This window comes from Streptomyces marokkonensis (genome assembly GCF_008312835.1).
In the GTDB taxonomy this organism is placed as follows: Bacteria; Actinomycetota; Actinomycetes; order Streptomycetales; family Streptomycetaceae; genus Streptomyces; species Streptomyces marokkonensis_A.
Genome location: NZ_VSKS01000004.1, coordinates 103,343 through 118,933 on the forward strand (window position 1 = coordinate 103,343; position 15,591 = coordinate 118,933).

Here is a 15,591-nt window from a genome sequence, read left to right on the forward strand (position 1 = left end):
AGACCAGGTTCTACGGTGTTCATCATGATCGCAAGATGCGAAACACGATGTACACCGGACATACGCGGCCATTGTGACGCCTGAGCGTGACGCGTGGGGCCACAGTCCCATACGTGCGCCGAGAGGGTTGCGCTCAACGCGGCGAGACGGTATCCGGCCAAAAACCGACGGGCCCCCCGTCTTCACGAGGAGCCCGTCCTGTCGGTGCGCCGCCAGGGACTCGAACCCCGGACCCGCTGATTAAGAGTCAGCTGCTCTAACCAACTGAGCTAGCGGCGCGCGCTGACGGCGTAACTCTACAGGACCCCGGAGGGTGCCTCCGACCACCGGAGTCCGCCGCACACCCGGGGCCGGACCGGCCGCCGGTCCCTTACGTCATTCGGACCGTCAACATGCGCGCCGGGAGGACAGTTGCGAAACTGGCCGTCGTGCACAGGTGTGGAGGAAATGAGCGGGCGTGTGAGGGGAATCGCATGGAGTCTCCGGTATTCGAGGAATTCGAACCGGCGGGCGACTGCGACTGCCCCGGCTGTGCGCACCGGCGGCGGGTTCTGCCGCGTTCCCCGGCCGGCCGCTCCCCGGGGCATCCGGCGGCGCACAGGACCGCTCTCGTCGTGGCCGCCGTGGCGTCCGCGCGGACGCCGGCCCGGCAGCCCAGAGGCCCGGATGTTTCCGCAGGTGAGGAGGGTGAGGCGGCGGGTGGCAGCCCGCAGGGGCCGAGAGCGCCGCTGCACGGTCCGGGGAGTTGGACGGCCCCGGTCGCGGCTCCCGTCCTGGCTCCGGCGATCAGCCGTGCGGGCACCATCGAACGGGCCCGGGCCTGGGTCGCGCGGAAGATTCCGTACAGCGTGTCCTCGTACTGGTCCGACGGTTACCGGCAGGACTGTTCGGGTTATGTGTCGATGGCCTGGAACCTGCCCGGGAACGAATGGACCAGAAGTCCCGGGAAGTACGCCGGGAAAAGCAGCAGGAACGAAATCCAGCCGGGGGACATGCCGCTGTTCCATCATGCATCCGACTCCTGTCGCGGGTCCCATGTCGTGCTTTTCGACGGCTGGACCGACTCCGCGCGCCATGTCCCCTACCGCTGCAGAGGGGTGACCGACGGCGCGGCGGGCGCGGGAGCGGAGGCGGCGGCCGCGGTGTCGTCCCTCCTGCCGCCCCGGACGCCGTTCCCCGGAGTGGCGTATTTCGGCCCCGGCGCGCACAACTTTCACGTCACCGAGTTCGGCCGCATGCTGGTGCGTCGCGGTGCCGGCCGCTTCCACGGCTCCCCGCCGGGCCCGCGCTCGACGGACGAGGACCGCGGGGCGACGCGGGCGTTCCAGGAGGCGCAGGGGTGGCGGGGCGGCGCCGCCGGCGGGCTGCCGGGGCCGTCGACCTGGGAGCTGCCGGTGGCCGGCGAGGGCCGGGACATCCCATCCGGAGCTTCCGCTTCCGGGGTGGCGGGTCCGTGGCCCGCCCCTTCCTCGCACGGGGTGCCGGGCTGTCCGGGCCGGGCTCCCTTCCGTCCCGGCGCCGAGAACGTCCATGTCACCCGGCTGGGGAGGGAGCTGGTGCGAAAGGGGTTCGGCCGCCATTGCACCAGCGGGCCGGGGCCGCGCCGGGGCGAGGAGGACCGCCGCAACGTGGAGGCCTTCCAGCGCGCCCAGGGCCGGCGCGGCGGCGCGGCGGACGGCTGCCCGGACCCGGAGACCTGGCGGCGGCTCTTCTCATGACCCACCCCGGGCGCCGGGGCACCCCTGACGTCCGAGTCCCCCGACGTGACGCATCTGGCGCGGAGGCTGGAGGCACGCATGACCACGACGACGTCCCACATTCCCGAGCACGTCCCCGAGCCCGGGGTGCCCCCGGACGGCGCGGCGGCCGCCCGCCCGGTCCGGCTCATCCACACGGAGTCCACCACCGAGATCCCCGTCCATCTGCTCTTCCGTGACGAGCGTGACGAGCGCGACGACCGCGATCACCCCGCGCCGGAACCGGTGCGGCTGCGGCCCGCCGTCGTCACCCGCAGACCGGGCACGGGGCGGGACAAGGGGGAGCGGCCCCGCCCCGCCGTCCCCCTGGTCGACCCCGACCTGGTGGAGCGGCCCGCCCGGGTGCTGCCCGGTGCCGCGGGGGTGCTCGCCGGGCTGTGCGGGGCGGCCGGGTGCGTGGCCACCTCGTGGTGGGCGGGGGTGCTGCCGGCGTTCGCGGCGGAGGCGCTCGGCCTCACCGCGCGTGCCGGCGCGGCCGGGCCCGGGCCCGCGCAGTGGGCGGCGTACGCGGGGGCGGGTGCCCTCGGGCTGTTCGGGTTCGGCGGGCTGGCCCGCGGGCGGACCGGGCGGGCCTGGGTGCTCGACCTGTTCGGCCGCTACCGGGGGACGGTCCGGCGGACCGGGCTGCTGTGGGTCAACCCGCTGCTGCTGCGCCGCCGGGTCGACGTGCGGCTGCGGCACTGGCGCGGTGAGCCGATGCAGGCGGCCGACCGCGGCGGGGTGGCGCTGCGGGTGGCCGTGCTGGTGGCGTGGCGGGTGCGGGACACCGCGCGGGCGACGCTGGGCGTCGAGGACCACGAGACGTATCTGCGCGCGTGCGTCGAGGCGGCGCTGCTGCGGGTGCCGTCGGCGGCACCGGGCGCGGGGCGGGGCGAGACGGAGGCGGCGCAGGACGCGCTGACCCGGCTGGTGGCGGCGGACGCCGCGCCGGTGGGGGTGGAGGTGTTCGCGGTGCGGCCGGTGCGGGTGGAGTACGCGCCCGAGGTGGCCGCCGCGATGCACCGGCGCAGGATCGCGGCGCTGGACGCCCAGCGCCGGGCGAGCGTGCTCAGCTCGGTCGTGGATTCGGTGGAGGACACCGTGACCAGACTGACGATGCGAGGGCTGGTGGAGTTGGACGACTGCGAACGCAAGGTGCTGGTGAAGGACCTGACGGTGGCGTTCTGCGCGGGGCGGGGGGAGGCGGGGCCGTGAACGGTGGGAGAACGAGCCCGGCGATTGGTATGGACATGTTCAGCTCGCGCCCATAATCTGAACTTGGTCTAGACCTACTCGCACGGCTCAGTGAAACTCCCCCACGTTCTCCAGGAGCGGCAGCATGCGCACACGGACCAAGATGTACGCGGCCGCGGTGGGACTGGCGACGACCGGAGCGCTCGTGCTCTCCTCCGGCGGTGCCAGCGGCCACGGCTACACCGATCTGCCGATCAGCAGGCAGAAGCTCTGCCAGAACGGCACGGTCACCAACTGCGGATCCATCCAGTGGGAGCCGCAGAGCGTCGAGGGCCCGAAGGGCTTCCCCGCCTCAGGACCCGCCGACGGACGGCTCTGCTCGGCGGGCAACGCCCCGTTCGCCCAGCTCGACAGCCCGCGCACCCCCTCGGGCGGGGCCTGGCCCACCACCCGCGTGTCGGGCGGCCAGAACTACACCTTCCGGTGGCAGTTCACGGCCATGCACGCCACGACCGACTTCAAGTACTACGTCACCAAGCCGGGCTGGAACCAGAACCACAACCTGTCCCGGTCCGACCTCAACCTCACGCCGTTCCTGACGGTGCCCTACAACGGCCAGCGCCCGCCGCAGACCCTGTCGCACAGCGGTCGCCTGCCGTCCGGTCTCAGCGGTCACCACGTGATCCTCGCGGTGTGGACGGTGCACGACACGGGCAACGCGTTCTACGCCTGCTCCGACGTCACGTTCTGAGCGCCGAGGAGCCACGTCAAAGGGCCTCTCGCTCCCACGAGAGGCCCTTCCAGGTGCGCCGCCAGGGACTCGAACCCCGGACCCGCTGATTAAGAGTCAGCTGCTCTAACCAACTGAGCTAGCGGCGCATGACTCCCGCCGTCCGCTTCCGCGGCCGACGACGGAGAAAATAATACCTGGTCCGGGGCGATGGTTCCGACCACCGCCCGCGGACTAGATCGTCAGCGAGAGCAGCACCGGGGCCACGCTGCGGTTCAGGGTGTCCGCGGCCCGGCGCAGCCGGTGGGCGTGCTCGGCCGGGAGGGACAGCGCCAGGCAGCCCACCGCGGAACCGGCCGTGACCGGAACGGCCGCGCACACCGTGCCGACCGCGTACTCCTGGAGGTCCAGGACCGGAACCGTGGGCGGCTGCGACGCCAGCCGGGACAGCAGCAGCCGGTCGCTGGTGAGGGTGCGCGAGGTGAGCCGGGCCGGCCTGTGCCGGGCGAGGTGGTCGCGCCGGCCGTCGTGGTCGAGCTGGGTGAGCAGGCTCTTGCCGACCGCCGTGGCGTGCGCCGAGCGGCGGAAGTCCACCCACTCGTGGACCTTCGGGGCGGCCGGGCTGTCCGCGTACTGGGTGACCGTGACCTCGCCGTCGACGTATTGGCTGAGGTAGACGGCGGCGCCCACGGAGTCGCGCAGCCGGTCCAGGGTGTGCTGGAGCTTCTCGCGCGTCGCCTGCTCGTGTCCCTCGGCGGAACCGAGGCGGGTGAAGGCGGCTCCGGCGACATACGCGCCGTCGGCGATCTGCTCGACGTAGGCCTCGCGGCGCAGCATCCGCAGGAGCGTGGTCAGTCGCTCCGTGCCGATGCCGGTCTCGCGGGCGAGTTCGGTGTCGTTGACTCCTGTGCCGCGCCGCGCCACCGTCTCCAGAACGCGCAGGGCGTCCTGGACCGAGTGGTACGACGCGGTCGGCTCGTGCCTCAGCGCCACGGTTTCCCCCTGCGCTCGCTCTTGGGCCGCAATCCGGTCAGCGAATCCCCTCCACGATAGCCGTCAAAGGGCTTCAGGGAAGCGGGGGTTGACAGGATTGCGGCCGTCCCAACTGCGGCGCCGGCCCTCTGGCACATGCCAGAGGGATGACCCGGGGCGCGGACCTCGGGGCTTTCCGTTCACGCCCCGTGATTACAGGACCGCGCTGAGGAATTCCCGCGTCCGGTCGTGCTCCGGCTCGCTGAAGATCTTCTCCGGCGGACCGGCCTCGATGATCCGGCCCGAGTCGAACATCAGCACCTGGTCCGAGATGTCCCGGGCGAAGTTCATCTCGTGGGTCACGCACAGCATGGTGATGTCGGTGGAGCGGGCGATGTCCCGCAGCACGTCCAGCACACCCGCGACCAGCTCCGGGTCCAGCGCCGACGTCACCTCGTCGAGGAGCAGCACCTGCGGCCGCATCGCCAGCGCCCGCGCGATCGCCACCCGCTGCTGCTGGCCACCGGACAGCTGGGCGGGGTGCTTGTCGATGTGATCGCTCAGCCCGACCATCTCCAGCAGCTCCCGCGCCCGCTCCTCGGCCGCGTCCTTGGACATGCCGAGCACGGTGACCGGTGCCTCGGTGATGTTGCGCAGCACCGTCATGTTCGGGAACAGGTTGAACTGCTGGAACACCATCCCGATCTTCTTGCGGACCTCGCGGACCTGCTTCTCGGACGCCGGGAACAGCTGGTCCCCGTCGACGGTGATGGTGCCCTCGTCCGGCTTCAGCAGCGTCATCAGCAGCCGCAGGATCGTGGTCTTGCCCGAACCGGACGGACCGATCAGCGTCACGTGCTTGCCGGCGTCGACGGAGAAGTCGAGGTTGTCCAGGACCGTGTGGTCGCCGAACCGCTTGGTGACCTTCTCCAGCCGGATCAGCTCGCCGGTGCTCCGCGGGCGGCCGGGATCCTTCTCGAACGGGGCGTGGGTGTCAGTGGACAAGGCGTCGCTCCAGGGCTCGCAGGGCAAGGGAGGCCAGGTAGGAGATGACGATGAAGGCGAAGCCGATCACCGTCAGGGGCTCGGTGAACTGGAACTGCTGCTGGGCGAAGAGCCGGGCCTCACCGAGCATCTCCAGCACGGTGATCGCCATCAGCAGCGGCGTGTCCTTCAGCATCGAGATGACGTAGTTGCCGAGCGCGGGCACCACCCTGCGCACGGCCTGCGGCAGGATCACCGCGGTCCACGTCCGGAGCAGCGGCAGGTTCAGCGCCGTCGCCGCCTCCCACTGGCCCACCGGCACGGCCTCGATACCGGCCCGGTAGACCTGCATCGTGTACGTCGAGTAGTGCAGCCCGATGGCGAAGACGCCGGTGGTCAGCGCCGAGAAGGTGATCCCCCATTCGGGCAGCACGTAGAACAGGAAGAACAGCTGCACCAGCAGCGGGGTGTTGCGGACGAACTCCGTCACCGCCCCGACCGGCCAGGTCACCCAGCGCGTCGGCACCCGCATCAGCAGCGCCCACACCAGACCCAGCGCGAACGAGATCAGTGAGCCGAGGACCAGGATCTGCAGGGTGACCAGCAGACCGTCCCAGAAATACGGCATGAAGTCGGCGACCGCGCTCCAGTCCCACTTCATCAGACCGCACCTCCCGCGTTGGTGGTCTCGGCCCGCTTCAGCTCCACGTCCGGCTTGCGGACCGGAGCCTTGCCGACCCCCGCCTTCAGCTTCTTCTCAAGACCGCGCATGAGCCGGGTGAGCAGGAAGGCGATCACGAAGTAGATGACCAGGATGTACGTGTAGATCTCGGCGCTCTCCTGCAGGGCCAGGCGCACCAGGTTGCCGCTGAACGCCAGGTCGCCCATGCCCATGATCGACACCAGGGCGGTGCCCTTGAGCAGCTCGATCAGCAGGTTGGAGAACGGCGGGATCATCTCCGGCACCGCCTGCGGCAGCAGGATCAGCCTCATCCGCTGCCAGGGCGTGAAGCTGAGCGCGATGCCGCCCTCACGCTGGGCCGGGTCGACCGCGGCGAGGGCGCCGCGCACGATCTCCGAGCCGTACGCCCCGTAGGTCAGGCCGAGTGCCAGCGTGCCCGCCCACAGCGGCACGAGCTGCCAGCCGAAGGCCGGGGGGAGCACGAAGAACACCCAGAAGATCATCACCAGCGCCGAGGTTCCGCGGAACACCTCGGTGTAGAGGCCCGCGAGGAAGCGGACGAACTTCAGCCGGTGGGTGCGCCCGATGCCGACGACGAAGGAGACCGCCGTCGCCAGCAGCGCGCTGAGGACGAGCAGCTGGATCGTGACCCAGACGCCCTTGAGTACGAGTTCCCAGAGTCCCGAGGTCATCCGCCGCACAACTCCTTCGCGGTCAGATCCGTCATCTCGTCCTCGGTGAAACCGAAGGGCTTGAGGATGCGGAGCAGTTCGCCGCTCTCCTTGAGCTCGGCCAGCTCGGCGTTGAAGGCGTCCCGCAGCTTCGTCTCGGTCGGCCGGAAGGCGAAGGCGCCGCCGTCGACATGGGGCTTGCCGTCCACGATCGGCTTGAAGGGCTCCGTGACCTCCGCCTTGCTCGACTTCTTCACCACCTCGCGGGTGGTGAGGGCCGTCCCGGCGAAGACGTCGACCCGTCCGGCCTCGACGGCGTTCAGGCCGGCGACCTGATCGGGGACGATCAGGATGTCGCTCTCCTTGTACCCGGCCTCGACGGCGTACGCGATCTCCGCGTACCCGGTGCCGGTGGCGAACCTGGCCTTCTTCTCGACGACGTCCCTGTAGCCGCGCAGCCCCAGCGGGTTGCCCTTGCGCACGATGAACGAATCGAGCATCTGGTAGTCGGGGTCGGAGAAGATGACCTGCTCGCAGCGCTCCGGATTGACGTACATCCCGGCGGCCACGACATCGAACTGCTGGGAGTTCAGGCCCGGGATCAGCGAGCCGAACTCCGTGGGCACGGGCTGCACCCGGTCCACACCGAGCCGCTTGAAGATCACCTTGGCCAGTTCCGGCGCCTCACCGGTCAGCTCGCCGTTCTTGTCGATGTAGCCGAACGGGATCTCACCGGCGATACCCAGACGGACCACACCCGCGGCCTTGAGCCGGTCCAGCAGGTCACCGCCGTTCGTGCTCGCCTCCGTGGGCACGCGTGAGCAGCCCGCGGCACCCAGCGCGCCGAGCGCCGCGACCCCCGCGAGCAGCGATCGGCGTGAGGGCCCGGAACTCTTTCCGTCTGGTCTATGTGGTTGTCCTATAGGTGGAGCCATGGCGGCGCGGCTACCCGAAGCCATGCGAGTTATTCCGGCCGGTTTCGGCCCCGATTGCGGCCGGGCCGCTCTTGACCGGAGGAGGACGATGGAACGCATGGATGATCGATACATCGAGGTCGCGCTGGTCAAACGCCGTGTCACCTGTACGGCCCGGCTCCTGGACGACCGGGCGCCGATCACCTGCGAAGCCGTCTGGAAATCCCTGCCGCTGTCCGGCGACGTCTACCACGCCAAGTACGCGCGCAACGAGATCTACGCCCTCTTCCCGCCCTTCGCGGACACCGAACCGCCCCTGGAGAACCCGACGGTCACCCCGATCCCGGGCGATCTGTGCTACTTCTCCTTCGCGGGCGCCGAGCTGGGCACCAGGGCCTACGGCTACGACCGGGAGGTCCGCCCCGGCACCACCGTCGTGGACCTGGCCCTGTTCTACGAGCGCAACAACCTCCTCCTCAACGGTGACGTGGGCTGGGTCCCGGGCATCGTCTGGGGCCAGGTGGTGGACGGGCTGGACGCCCTGGCCGACGCCTGCAACGACCTGTGGCGCACGGGCGCGGCCGGGGAGACGCTCAGCTTCCGGCGGGCGTGACGCCCGCCTCGTACAGTGCGTGCGCCGCCCGCAGGACCAGCGCGTCCCGGTGCCGGGCGGCCACCAGCTGGAGCCCGATGGGCAGCCCGCCGGCGTCGGTGCCGACGGGCACGGTCGCGGCGGGCTGCTGGGTCATGTTGAAGGGGTACGTGAACGGGGTCCAGCCCGTCCAGCGGCGGTGGCCGGACCCCTGGGGCACCTCGGCGCCCGCCTCGAACGCCGTGACCGGCAGGGTCGGGGTGACCAGCAGGTCGTAGGTGTCGTGGAAACGGCCCATCCGGCGGCCCAGGTCCATCCGCACGTCCACCGCCGCCAGGTAGTCCGGCGCCGACAGGCGCGCGCCGACGCCGCAGATCTCCAGCAGCCCGGGGTCGAGCAGCTCCCGCCGCTCCCGGGTGAGGTGCTGGACCACCCGCGCCGCACCGGCGAACCACAGGGCGTGGAAGGCCTCCACCGGGTCGGTGAGATCCGGGTCGGTCTCCTCGACGTACGCGCCGAGCCCGGCCAGCCGCTCCACCGCGCGCCGCACCGCCGCCGCGACCGCGGGATCCACCCGCACCTGTCCGCCCAGCGACGGCGAGTACGCGACCCGCAGCCCGCGTACCCCGCCCGCGAGCCCGTCGGAGAAGGACCCGGACGCCGGTCCGAGCGCCGACCAGTCACGGGAGTCCGGCGCCCCGATCACGTCCATCAGCAGGGCCGCGTCCGCCGCGTCCCGGGTCATCGGACCGACGTGCGCCAGCGTGCCGAACGCGCTCGCCGGGTACAGCGGGACCCTCCCGTACGTCGGCTTCAGCGCGAAGATCCCGCAGAACGCCGCCGGGATCCGCACACTGCCCCCGCCGTCCGTCCCCAAGGCGAGCGGTCCCGCGCCCAGCGCCACGGCCGCCGCCGCGCCCCCGCTGGAGCCGCCCGCCGTGCGCGTCGGGTCGTGCGGATTGCGGGTGATCCCGCTGAGGGGCGAGTCCGTCACCCCCTTCCAGCCGAACTCGGGGGTCGTCGTCTTGCCCAGGAACACCGCGCCGTGCTCCCGCAGCCGGGCCACCGAGGGCGCGTCCTCGTCCCAGCGGCCCGCCGGGTCGATCGTCCGCGACCCCTTCAGGGTCGGCGCGCCGCGCAGCAGCAGGATGTCCTTCACCGTGACCGGCACCCCGTCGAGCAGCCCGCGGGGCTCACCCCGCCGCCACCGCTCCTCGGACGCGGCGGCCCGCTCCAGAGCTTCCCCGGCGAACAGCCGGACGAACGCGTTCACCTCCGGCTGGATCTCCTCCGCCCGCCGCAGCGCCGCGCGGGTCGCCTCCACGGGGCCGATCGCGCCGCTGCGGTATCCGTCGAGGAGCCGTACGGCGGTCAGTTCGGTGAGCTCGGACATCCGGCCTCCCGGGTACGTCAGTGACCGGGTACATACCCGCGCTGCTTGTCGACCACGTTCACCAGCGGCTCGCCCGCCGCCCACCGCTCGTACAACTCCACGAACTGGGCGCCGAGTTCGTCACGCCAGCCGACGGTGTCCCCGCTCATGTGCGGCGACACGACCAGTCCCGGGAGCTCCCAGAGAGGGCTGTCCGGGGCGAGGGGCTCGGTCGCGAAGACGTCCAGCGCCGCGCCCGCGATCCACCGCCCGCGCAAGGCCTCGGCCAGCGCCTCCTCCACGACCAGCTGCCCCCGGCCGATGTTGACGAAGTGCGCGGACGGCTGCATCACACCGAACCGGCGGGCGTCGAACATGCCCCGCGTCGCCTCCGTCAGCGGCGCGGCGGCGACCACCCAGTCCGCACGGGCCAGCAGCCGGTCCAGGTCCTCCGGGCCGTGGACGCCGGCCCGTGCGGTGCGCCCGACCAGCGCGGTCGTCACGCCGAGCGCCTCGAGGATGCGGCCGGTCTCCCGGCCGATCGGCCCGGAGCCGACCACACAGGCCCGGGTCCCGGCGAGCCCGCGCGACTCCCGGTGCCGCCAGGTCCGCTCCCGCTGCAACTGAAGCGTCCGCGGCAGATCCTTGGCGAAGGCCAGGACGAGGGCCGCCACGTACTCGGCGATCGGCCGGTCGAAGATTCCGCGCGCGTTGGTGACCACCGTGTCGGAGGCGGCCAGTTCCGGACAGAGCAGATGGTCCACACCCGCGCTCGCCGTGTGCACCCAGCGCGGCCGGGGCCCCGTGCCGGGCCACGCCCCGCGCACCGCGTGCGAGGTGAAGTCCCAGACCAGCAGGACGTCCGCGGACGGCAGACGCTCGGCGAGCGTCGACTCGTCCGCGTGCTCGATCCTGACCCGGCCGGTGAGCCTGCCGAGACGGGGGAGCGGTTCGGCGTCCAGCACGAGCAGCGTGGGGGTGGTCATGAGCCGCCGTTTCTCCGGGCCGGCCGGGGTCGTCGGGGAACGGAATGGCGGAGTCTGTGATGCGCGGATTGACCACGCTCGCACCCGAACCTACGGTCGTCAACACGGGCGTTCTCACGATCCGTCGTGTGCTCGTCTCCCAGCGTGAGGCCGGTGCTGACATGGACGTCTCCTTCCTCGGTGGCCCCGGCCCGCAGCGCGGTGTCGGTGTCGTCGCCCCCTTCGACTTCGCGCTGGACCGCGAGCTGTGGCGCTGGGTCCCGGACGACGTCTCCCTGCATCTCACCCGCACGCCGTACGTGCCGGTCGAGGTGAGCCTCGACCTCGCCCGGCTGGTCAGCGAGCACGAGACCCTCGGCGACGCGGTGCGCACCCTCCACGCGGTCGCGCCCGAGGTCGTGGCCTACGCCTGTACGTCGGGCAGCTTCGTCGGCGGGATCGTCGGCGAACGCGCCATGTGCGAGGCGATGAGCCGGGCCGGCGCGGTCCCGGCGATCACCACCTCCGGCGCACTCCTCGAGGCGCTGGTGGAACTGGACGTCCGCCGGGTCGCGCTGGTCACGCCGTACACCGTGTCGGTCACCCGGGCACTGGAGACCTACGTCGCGCGGGCCGGCGTCACGGTCACCGGCTGCGCGTACATGAGCCTGACCCGGCACATCTGGAAGGTCACCTACCGCGAGGTGGTGGACATGGCCCGGCGGGCGGCGGTCCCCGGACCGCTCGGCGCGGCGGCGGACGCGCTGTTCCTGTCCTGCACCAACCTCCCGACCTACGACGTCATCCCCCAGCTGGAGGCGGAACTACGCATACCGGTCATCTCGGCCAACCAGGTGACCATGTGGGCGGCGCTGCGCCGATTGGGTACCCGAGCGGTGGGACCGTATCAGGCGCTGATCGACGCGTCGGCGCGCTCCGGGACCGCACCGCCGGGCCGGGCGTCCGGTCCCGTACTGCCCGACGTGCCGGAAGAGAAGCAGCAGGAAGGCTGGACATGACCGCACTGGGATTCCTCTACCCGGGCCACTCCGCAGAGGACGACTATCCGCGTATCGAGCAGTTGCTGGGCAGCGACATCCGGGTGGACCTGGTGCACACCGACATCGGTGAGGACGCCCACCGGGTGGACGCCCTGCTGCAGATGGGCGCGCCCGAGCGGCTGGCGGCCGGCCTCCAGCAACTGCGCCTGTCGGGCGCCGAGGCGGTGGTGTGGGCCTGCACCAGCGGCAGTTTCGTGCACGGCTGGGACGGTGCCCACGAGCAGGTGCGCAACCTGGCCCGCGCGGCGGGCATGCCCGCGTCGTCCACCTCCTTCGCCTTCGTGCACGCGCTGCGGGAGATCGAGGCGCGGCGGGTCGCCGTCGGCGCCACCTACCCGGACGACGTGGCCGCGCTGTTCGCCGAGTTCCTGCGGGCCGGCGGCGTCGAGGTGACCGCGGTGCGCGGGTCCGGGATCGTCACGGCCGCGGAGGTCGGCACCTGGGGCGAGAAGGAGCTGTTCGCCCTGGCCCGCGCCGCCGACACCCCCGACTCGGACGCCCTGCTCCTGCCGGACACCGCCCTGCACACCGTCGCCCACATCCCCGCCCTGGAGAAGGAGCTGGGCAAGCCGGTCCTCACCGCCAACCAGGTCACGGCCTGGGAGTGCCTGCGCCTGGCCGACCGCCGGGTGAACGCCCCGGAACTGGGGGCGCTGTTCACCCGGGAGCCGATCGTGCAGGTATGACGGCGGAATAGACGGGGGGTGCCTCCTGTTGTCGAGCGGGGACACCGCACGGCGAGACACAGGAGGCACCCCACCGTGGCCGCAGACGACACCGCAGCCGACGGCATCCGAGGCACCGCCCGGGGGGACGCCCCCGTCCCGCTCTCGGTCCTCGACCTGGTCACGGTGGGCGCGGGCCGCACCGCCACCGACGCCCTGCGGACCAGCGTCGGGATCTCCCGCCTCGCCGAGTCCCGCGGCTACCACCGCTACTGGGTCGCCGAGCACCACTCCATGCCGGGCGTGGCCTCCTCCTCCCCGGCGGTCATCCTGGCCCACCTGGCCGCGCACACCGGCCGCATCCGCCTGGGCTCCGGCGGGGTGATGCTGCCCAACCACGCCCCGCTGGTCATCGCCGAGCAGTTCGGCACCCTGGAGGCCATGGCGCCGGGCCGGATCGACCTCGGCCTCGGCCGTGCCCCCGGCACCGACGGGGCCACCGCGGCCGCCCTGCGCCGCACCGACCGGCCGGACGAGGGCGCCGACGACTTCCCCCAGCAGCTCGCCGAGCTCACCCGCTTCCTGGACGACGACTTCCCCGACGGGCACCCCTACCGCCGCATCCACGCGGTGCCGGGCCCGGTGCAGGCCACCTCGCCCGGCGGCGTGCAGTCGCCGCACCGTCCGCCCGTCTGGCTGCTCGGCTCCTCCGGCTTCAGCGCCCGGCTGGCCGGCATGCTCGGGCTGCCGTTCGCCTTCGCGCACCACTTCTCGGCGCGGAACACGATCCCGGCGCTGGACCTCTACCGTGAGACCTTCCGCCCCAGCGAGGTGCTCGACGCGCCCTACGCCCTCATCGGCGTCTCCGCGCTGGCGGCGGACGACGAGAAGGAGGCCCGCCGGCAGGTGCTGGCCGCCGCGCTCAGCATGGTCCGGCTGCGCACCGGCCGTCCCGGCCTGGTCCCCACCCCGGAGGAGGCGGAGGCCCACCCCTTCACTCCCATGGAGCGGGAGTTCGTCGACTCCTGGAACGCCAACGTGATCCACGGCACCCCGGACGAGGTCCGCGCCGGCCTTGACGACCTGCGGAAGCGCACCGGCGCCGACGAGCTGATGCTCACCGCCAACGCCCACAGCGGTGACGTACGCCTGCGGTCCTACGAACTGATCGCCGACGTCTACGGATTGCCCACGCCCGCCTGAACCCCGGGCGTGCCCAGCAGCTCGGAGATGCGGTCCGGCGACACCGGACGCGAGTACAGCCAGCCCTGACCGGTGTCGCACCCGATCCGGCGCAACCGGGTGGCCTGCGCCGAGGTCTCCACGCACTCCGCGGTGACCGTCAGACCCAGCCGGTGGGCGAGCTGCACCATCGCCTCGACGATGACCTCGTCCGCCGGGCTGGCCTTGGCGGCGCGGTCCTCGAGCTGGAAGCCCCGGACGAAGGAGCCGTCCAGCTTCAGCACCGACACCGGCAGCCGGCTGAGATAGGCCAGGTTCGAGTAGCCGGTGCCGAAGTCGTCGATGGCGATGCGCACGCCCATGTCGCTGAGCGCCTTCAGGGCCTGGAGCGGCCGTCCGGACGAACCCATGACCGCCGACTCGGTCAGCTCCAGCTGGAGCAGCCGCGGTGCCAGGCCCGTCTCGTCGAGGATGTCGGCGACGTCGGCCACCAGGTCGGAGTCCCACACCTGACGGACCGCCACGTTCACGCTGACGAAGATCGGCGGCCCGTCGGGGTGCTCCACCTGCCAGTCGCGGGCCTGACGGCAGGCGGTGCGCAGCACCCAGCGGCCGAGCGGCACGATCGAGCCGTCCTCCTCCGCCAGTGAGATGAACCGATTCGGCGTCAGGGTGCCGAACCGCGGATGGTGCCAGCGGACCAGCGCCTCCACGCCGTGCACCCGGTCGTCCTCCATGCCCACCAGCGGCTGGTACTCCAGCGCGAACTCGCCCCGGTCGATGGCGGGGCGGAGCGCGGACGCGAGGGCCTGGCGGGTCACGCGGTGGGCGTTGCGCTCCGGGTCGAACAGCGTCCAGCGGGCCTTGCCGTCGGCCTTCGCCCAGTACAGCGTCGTGTCGGCGGCCTGCATCAGCGCGGTGGGCGTGGTCCCGGCGGCGTGCCGCTCGACCACCCCGATCGACGCCGAGACCGACAGCATCCGGCCGGAGAGGTCGAAGGGCGCCTGGATCGCGCCGAGCAGCGACTCGGCGAGATCGGCGAGCTGGTCGGTGCCGGTGGAGTCCTCGACCAGCAGTGCGAACTCGTCCCCGCCGAGCCGGGCCACCAGCGGCGTGCCGGTCCTGGTCCGGCCGGCCTCCTCCGCGCAGCGCGTCAGCCGCTCGGCGACGGCGGCCAGCAGCTGGTCGCCGACGCGGTGGCCCAGGGTGTCGTTGACGGCCTTGAACCCGTCCAGGTCGAGGTAGCACAGCCCGATCCGGCCGGTGCCGCTCTCCTCGTACGACTCCGCCTCCAGCGCGGCGGTCAGCCGTTCGAAGAACAGGGTGCGGTTGGGCAGCCGGGTCACCGGGTCGTGCATGCGCAGGTGCCGCAGGCGTTCCTGGAGTTCGCGGTGGTCGCTGATGTCGGCGACCGACAGCAGCACACCCCCGTCGTCGGCGGGCAGCGGGGAGACGGTCACCCGCACCCACAGCGCGTGTCCCTCGGGGTGCTTCAGCCGGCGCGTGCAGCGCAGTCTGGCCCGCCGTCCGCGCAGCATCTCCCGGTAGGCGTGCCAGGTGCGGGCGTCCGAGGCCAGGTCCACCAGGTCGGCGGCGGCGGCGCCGGTCAGCGTGCCGGGGTCGCGCCCGAGCAGGCCGGCGAGCGCGGCGTTTGCGCCGGTCACCGTGCCCTCGCGGTCGACCACGGCCATGGCGAGCGGCGCGGCCGTGAAGACGGAACGGTACGAGGGGGGCGACGGCGGCGACGGGGAACGCGGGGCGGGGGACCCGGTACCGGGAGATGTGATGATCTCACTCTCCGTGATCGTCGGCCGGTCGAGTTCCGTCGCGGGCGCCGGCCCTTCGGACGTTCCGCTCACCACTCGCTCCCG

15 protein-coding genes and 2 tRNA genes are annotated in these 15,591 nt (G+C 72.1%); 7 read left to right on the forward strand and 10 right to left on the reverse strand.

Annotation, left to right across the window (positions count from 1 at the left end; genetic code table 11):
- Window positions 1–205: 205 nt before the first annotated feature.
- Window positions 206–279: transfer RNA gene (locus F1615_RS08855), tRNA-Lys, on the reverse strand.
- 761 nt (window positions 280–1,040) lie between these two features.
- Here F1615_RS08855 and F1615_RS36960 point away from each other — a divergent pair.
- The 3 genes from F1615_RS36960 (at window position 1,041) to F1615_RS08870 (ending at window position 3,681) form a co-directional block, all read left to right on the forward strand.
- Complete coding sequence (locus F1615_RS36960; RefSeq protein ID WP_341873423.1) at window positions 1,041–1,718, forward strand: peptidoglycan-binding protein; 678 nt, start codon at window positions 1,041–1,043, stop codon at window positions 1,716–1,718.
- A 78-nt stretch (window positions 1,719–1,796) separates the two neighbouring features.
- Window positions 1,797–2,951 carry an SPFH domain-containing protein gene (locus F1615_RS08865; protein WP_149548340.1) on the forward strand — a complete coding sequence of 385 codons (1,155 nt, stop codon included), beginning with the start codon at window positions 1,797–1,799 and terminating at the stop codon, window positions 2,949–2,951.
- A gap of 124 nt (window positions 2,952–3,075) precedes the next feature.
- A complete protein-coding gene (locus tag F1615_RS08870; RefSeq protein ID WP_149548341.1) occupies window positions 3,076–3,681 on the forward strand; it encodes a lytic polysaccharide monooxygenase auxiliary activity family 9 protein in 606 nt (201 codons plus the stop codon).
- Window positions 3,682–3,735: 54 nt separating this feature from the next.
- Here the strand turns inward: F1615_RS08870 and F1615_RS08875 are convergent.
- The 6 genes from F1615_RS08875 to ehuB form a co-directional block, all read right to left on the reverse strand.
- Window positions 3,736–3,809 (reverse strand) — tRNA-Lys (locus F1615_RS08875).
- 85 nt (window positions 3,810–3,894) lie between these two features.
- Complete coding sequence (locus F1615_RS08880) at window positions 3,895–4,653, reverse strand: IclR family transcriptional regulator (RefSeq protein WP_149548342.1); 759 nt, start codon at window positions 4,651–4,653, stop codon at window positions 3,895–3,897.
- Window positions 4,654–4,845: 192 nt separating this feature from the next.
- Window positions 4,846–5,637 (reverse strand): ectoine/hydroxyectoine ABC transporter ATP-binding protein EhuA, encoded by a 792-nt coding sequence (gene ehuA / locus F1615_RS08885; RefSeq protein WP_149548343.1) that lies wholly within the window; start codon window positions 5,635–5,637, stop codon window positions 4,846–4,848.
- Window positions 5,627–6,277 (reverse strand): ectoine/hydroxyectoine ABC transporter permease subunit EhuD, encoded by a 651-nt coding sequence (gene ehuD / locus F1615_RS08890; RefSeq protein ID WP_149548344.1) that lies wholly within the window; start codon window positions 6,275–6,277, stop codon window positions 5,627–5,629. Before ehuD ends, ehuA begins: the two co-directional genes overlap by 11 nt.
- Entirely contained in the window at window positions 6,277–6,990 is a 714-nt protein-coding gene (ehuC, locus tag F1615_RS08895; RefSeq protein WP_149548345.1) for an ectoine/hydroxyectoine ABC transporter permease subunit EhuC, read from the reverse strand. Before ehuC ends, ehuD begins: the two co-directional genes overlap by 1 nt.
- Window positions 6,987–7,904: an ectoine/hydroxyectoine ABC transporter substrate-binding protein EhuB gene (gene ehuB / locus F1615_RS08900; RefSeq protein WP_149548598.1), complete on the reverse strand. Its 918-nt coding sequence runs from the start codon at window positions 7,902–7,904 to the stop codon at window positions 6,987–6,989. The genes ehuC and ehuB overlap by 4 nt, the downstream gene beginning before the upstream one ends.
- 97 nt (window positions 7,905–8,001) lie before the next feature.
- Here ehuB and F1615_RS08905 point away from each other — a divergent pair, with 97 nt between their 5' ends.
- Entirely contained in the window at window positions 8,002–8,496 is a 495-nt protein-coding gene (locus F1615_RS08905) for a DUF3830 family protein (protein WP_167533695.1), read from the forward strand.
- Here F1615_RS08905 and F1615_RS08910 read toward each other — a convergent pair.
- Together F1615_RS08910 and F1615_RS08915 are read right to left on the reverse strand one after the other, a co-directional pair.
- A complete protein-coding gene (locus F1615_RS08910; RefSeq protein WP_149548347.1) occupies window positions 8,477–9,868 on the reverse strand; it encodes an amidase in 1,392 nt (463 codons plus the stop codon). The genes F1615_RS08905 and F1615_RS08910 overlap by 20 nt on opposite strands.
- A 17-nt stretch (window positions 9,869–9,885) precedes the next feature.
- A complete protein-coding gene (locus tag F1615_RS08915; RefSeq protein ID WP_149548348.1) occupies window positions 9,886–10,833 on the reverse strand; it encodes a D-2-hydroxyacid dehydrogenase in 948 nt (315 codons plus the stop codon).
- 161 nt (window positions 10,834–10,994) lie between these two features.
- On the opposite strand from F1615_RS08915, the gene F1615_RS08920 reads away from it, so the two are divergent.
- The 3 genes from F1615_RS08920 to F1615_RS08930 all read left to right on the forward strand — a co-directional run bounded on the left by F1615_RS08920 (window position 10,995) and on the right by F1615_RS08930 (window position 13,741).
- Complete coding sequence (locus tag F1615_RS08920; RefSeq protein ID WP_149548599.1) at window positions 10,995–11,831, forward strand: maleate cis-trans isomerase family protein; 837 nt, start codon at window positions 10,995–10,997, stop codon at window positions 11,829–11,831.
- Entirely contained in the window at window positions 11,828–12,559 is a 732-nt protein-coding gene (locus F1615_RS08925; protein ID WP_149548349.1) for a maleate cis-trans isomerase family protein, read from the forward strand. Before F1615_RS08920 ends, F1615_RS08925 begins: the two co-directional genes overlap by 4 nt.
- A 75-nt stretch (window positions 12,560–12,634) precedes the next feature.
- The gene (locus F1615_RS08930; protein ID WP_149548350.1) at window positions 12,635–13,741 is read left to right on the forward strand and encodes an LLM class flavin-dependent oxidoreductase; all 1,107 of its coding nucleotides are present in this window, start codon (window positions 12,635–12,637) and stop codon (window positions 13,739–13,741) included.
- Here the strand turns inward: F1615_RS08930 and F1615_RS08935 are convergent.
- On the reverse strand, window positions 13,717–15,579 hold the full coding sequence (locus F1615_RS08935) for a putative bifunctional diguanylate cyclase/phosphodiesterase (protein ID WP_149548351.1): 1,863 nt from the start codon (window positions 15,577–15,579) through the stop codon (window positions 13,717–13,719). The two genes, F1615_RS08930 and F1615_RS08935, sit on opposite strands and share 25 nt — an antisense overlap.
- Window positions 15,580–15,591: the final 12 nt, after the last annotated feature.

Coding starts and splice junctions, on each gene's coding strand:
- F1615_RS08865 (WP_149548340.1), top strand. CDS start 1,797: ATGACCACGACGACGTCCCACATTCCCGAGCACGTCCCCGAGCCCGGG.
- F1615_RS08870 (WP_149548341.1), top strand. CDS start 3,076: ATGCGCACACGGACCAAGATGTACGCGGCCGCGGTGGGACTGGCGACG.
- ehuD (WP_149548344.1), bottom strand. CDS start 6,277: ATGAAGTGGGACTGGAGCGCGGTCGCCGACTTCATGCCGTATTTCTGG.
- ehuC (WP_149548345.1), bottom strand. CDS start 6,990: ATGACCTCGGGACTCTGGGAACTCGTACTCAAGGGCGTCTGGGTCACG.
- ehuB (WP_149548598.1), bottom strand. CDS start 7,904: ATGGCTCCACCTATAGGACAACCACATAGACCAGACGGAAAGAGTTCC.
- F1615_RS08905 (WP_167533695.1), top strand. CDS start 8,002: ATGGATGATCGATACATCGAGGTCGCGCTGGTCAAACGCCGTGTCACC.
- F1615_RS08910 (WP_149548347.1), bottom strand. CDS start 9,868: ATGTCCGAGCTCACCGAACTGACCGCCGTACGGCTCCTCGACGGATAC.
- F1615_RS08915 (WP_149548348.1), bottom strand. CDS start 10,833: ATGACCACCCCCACGCTGCTCGTGCTGGACGCCGAACCGCTCCCCCGT.
- F1615_RS08920 (WP_149548599.1), top strand. CDS start 10,995: ATGGACGTCTCCTTCCTCGGTGGCCCCGGCCCGCAGCGCGGTGTCGGT.
- F1615_RS08925 (WP_149548349.1), top strand. CDS start 11,828: ATGACCGCACTGGGATTCCTCTACCCGGGCCACTCCGCAGAGGACGAC.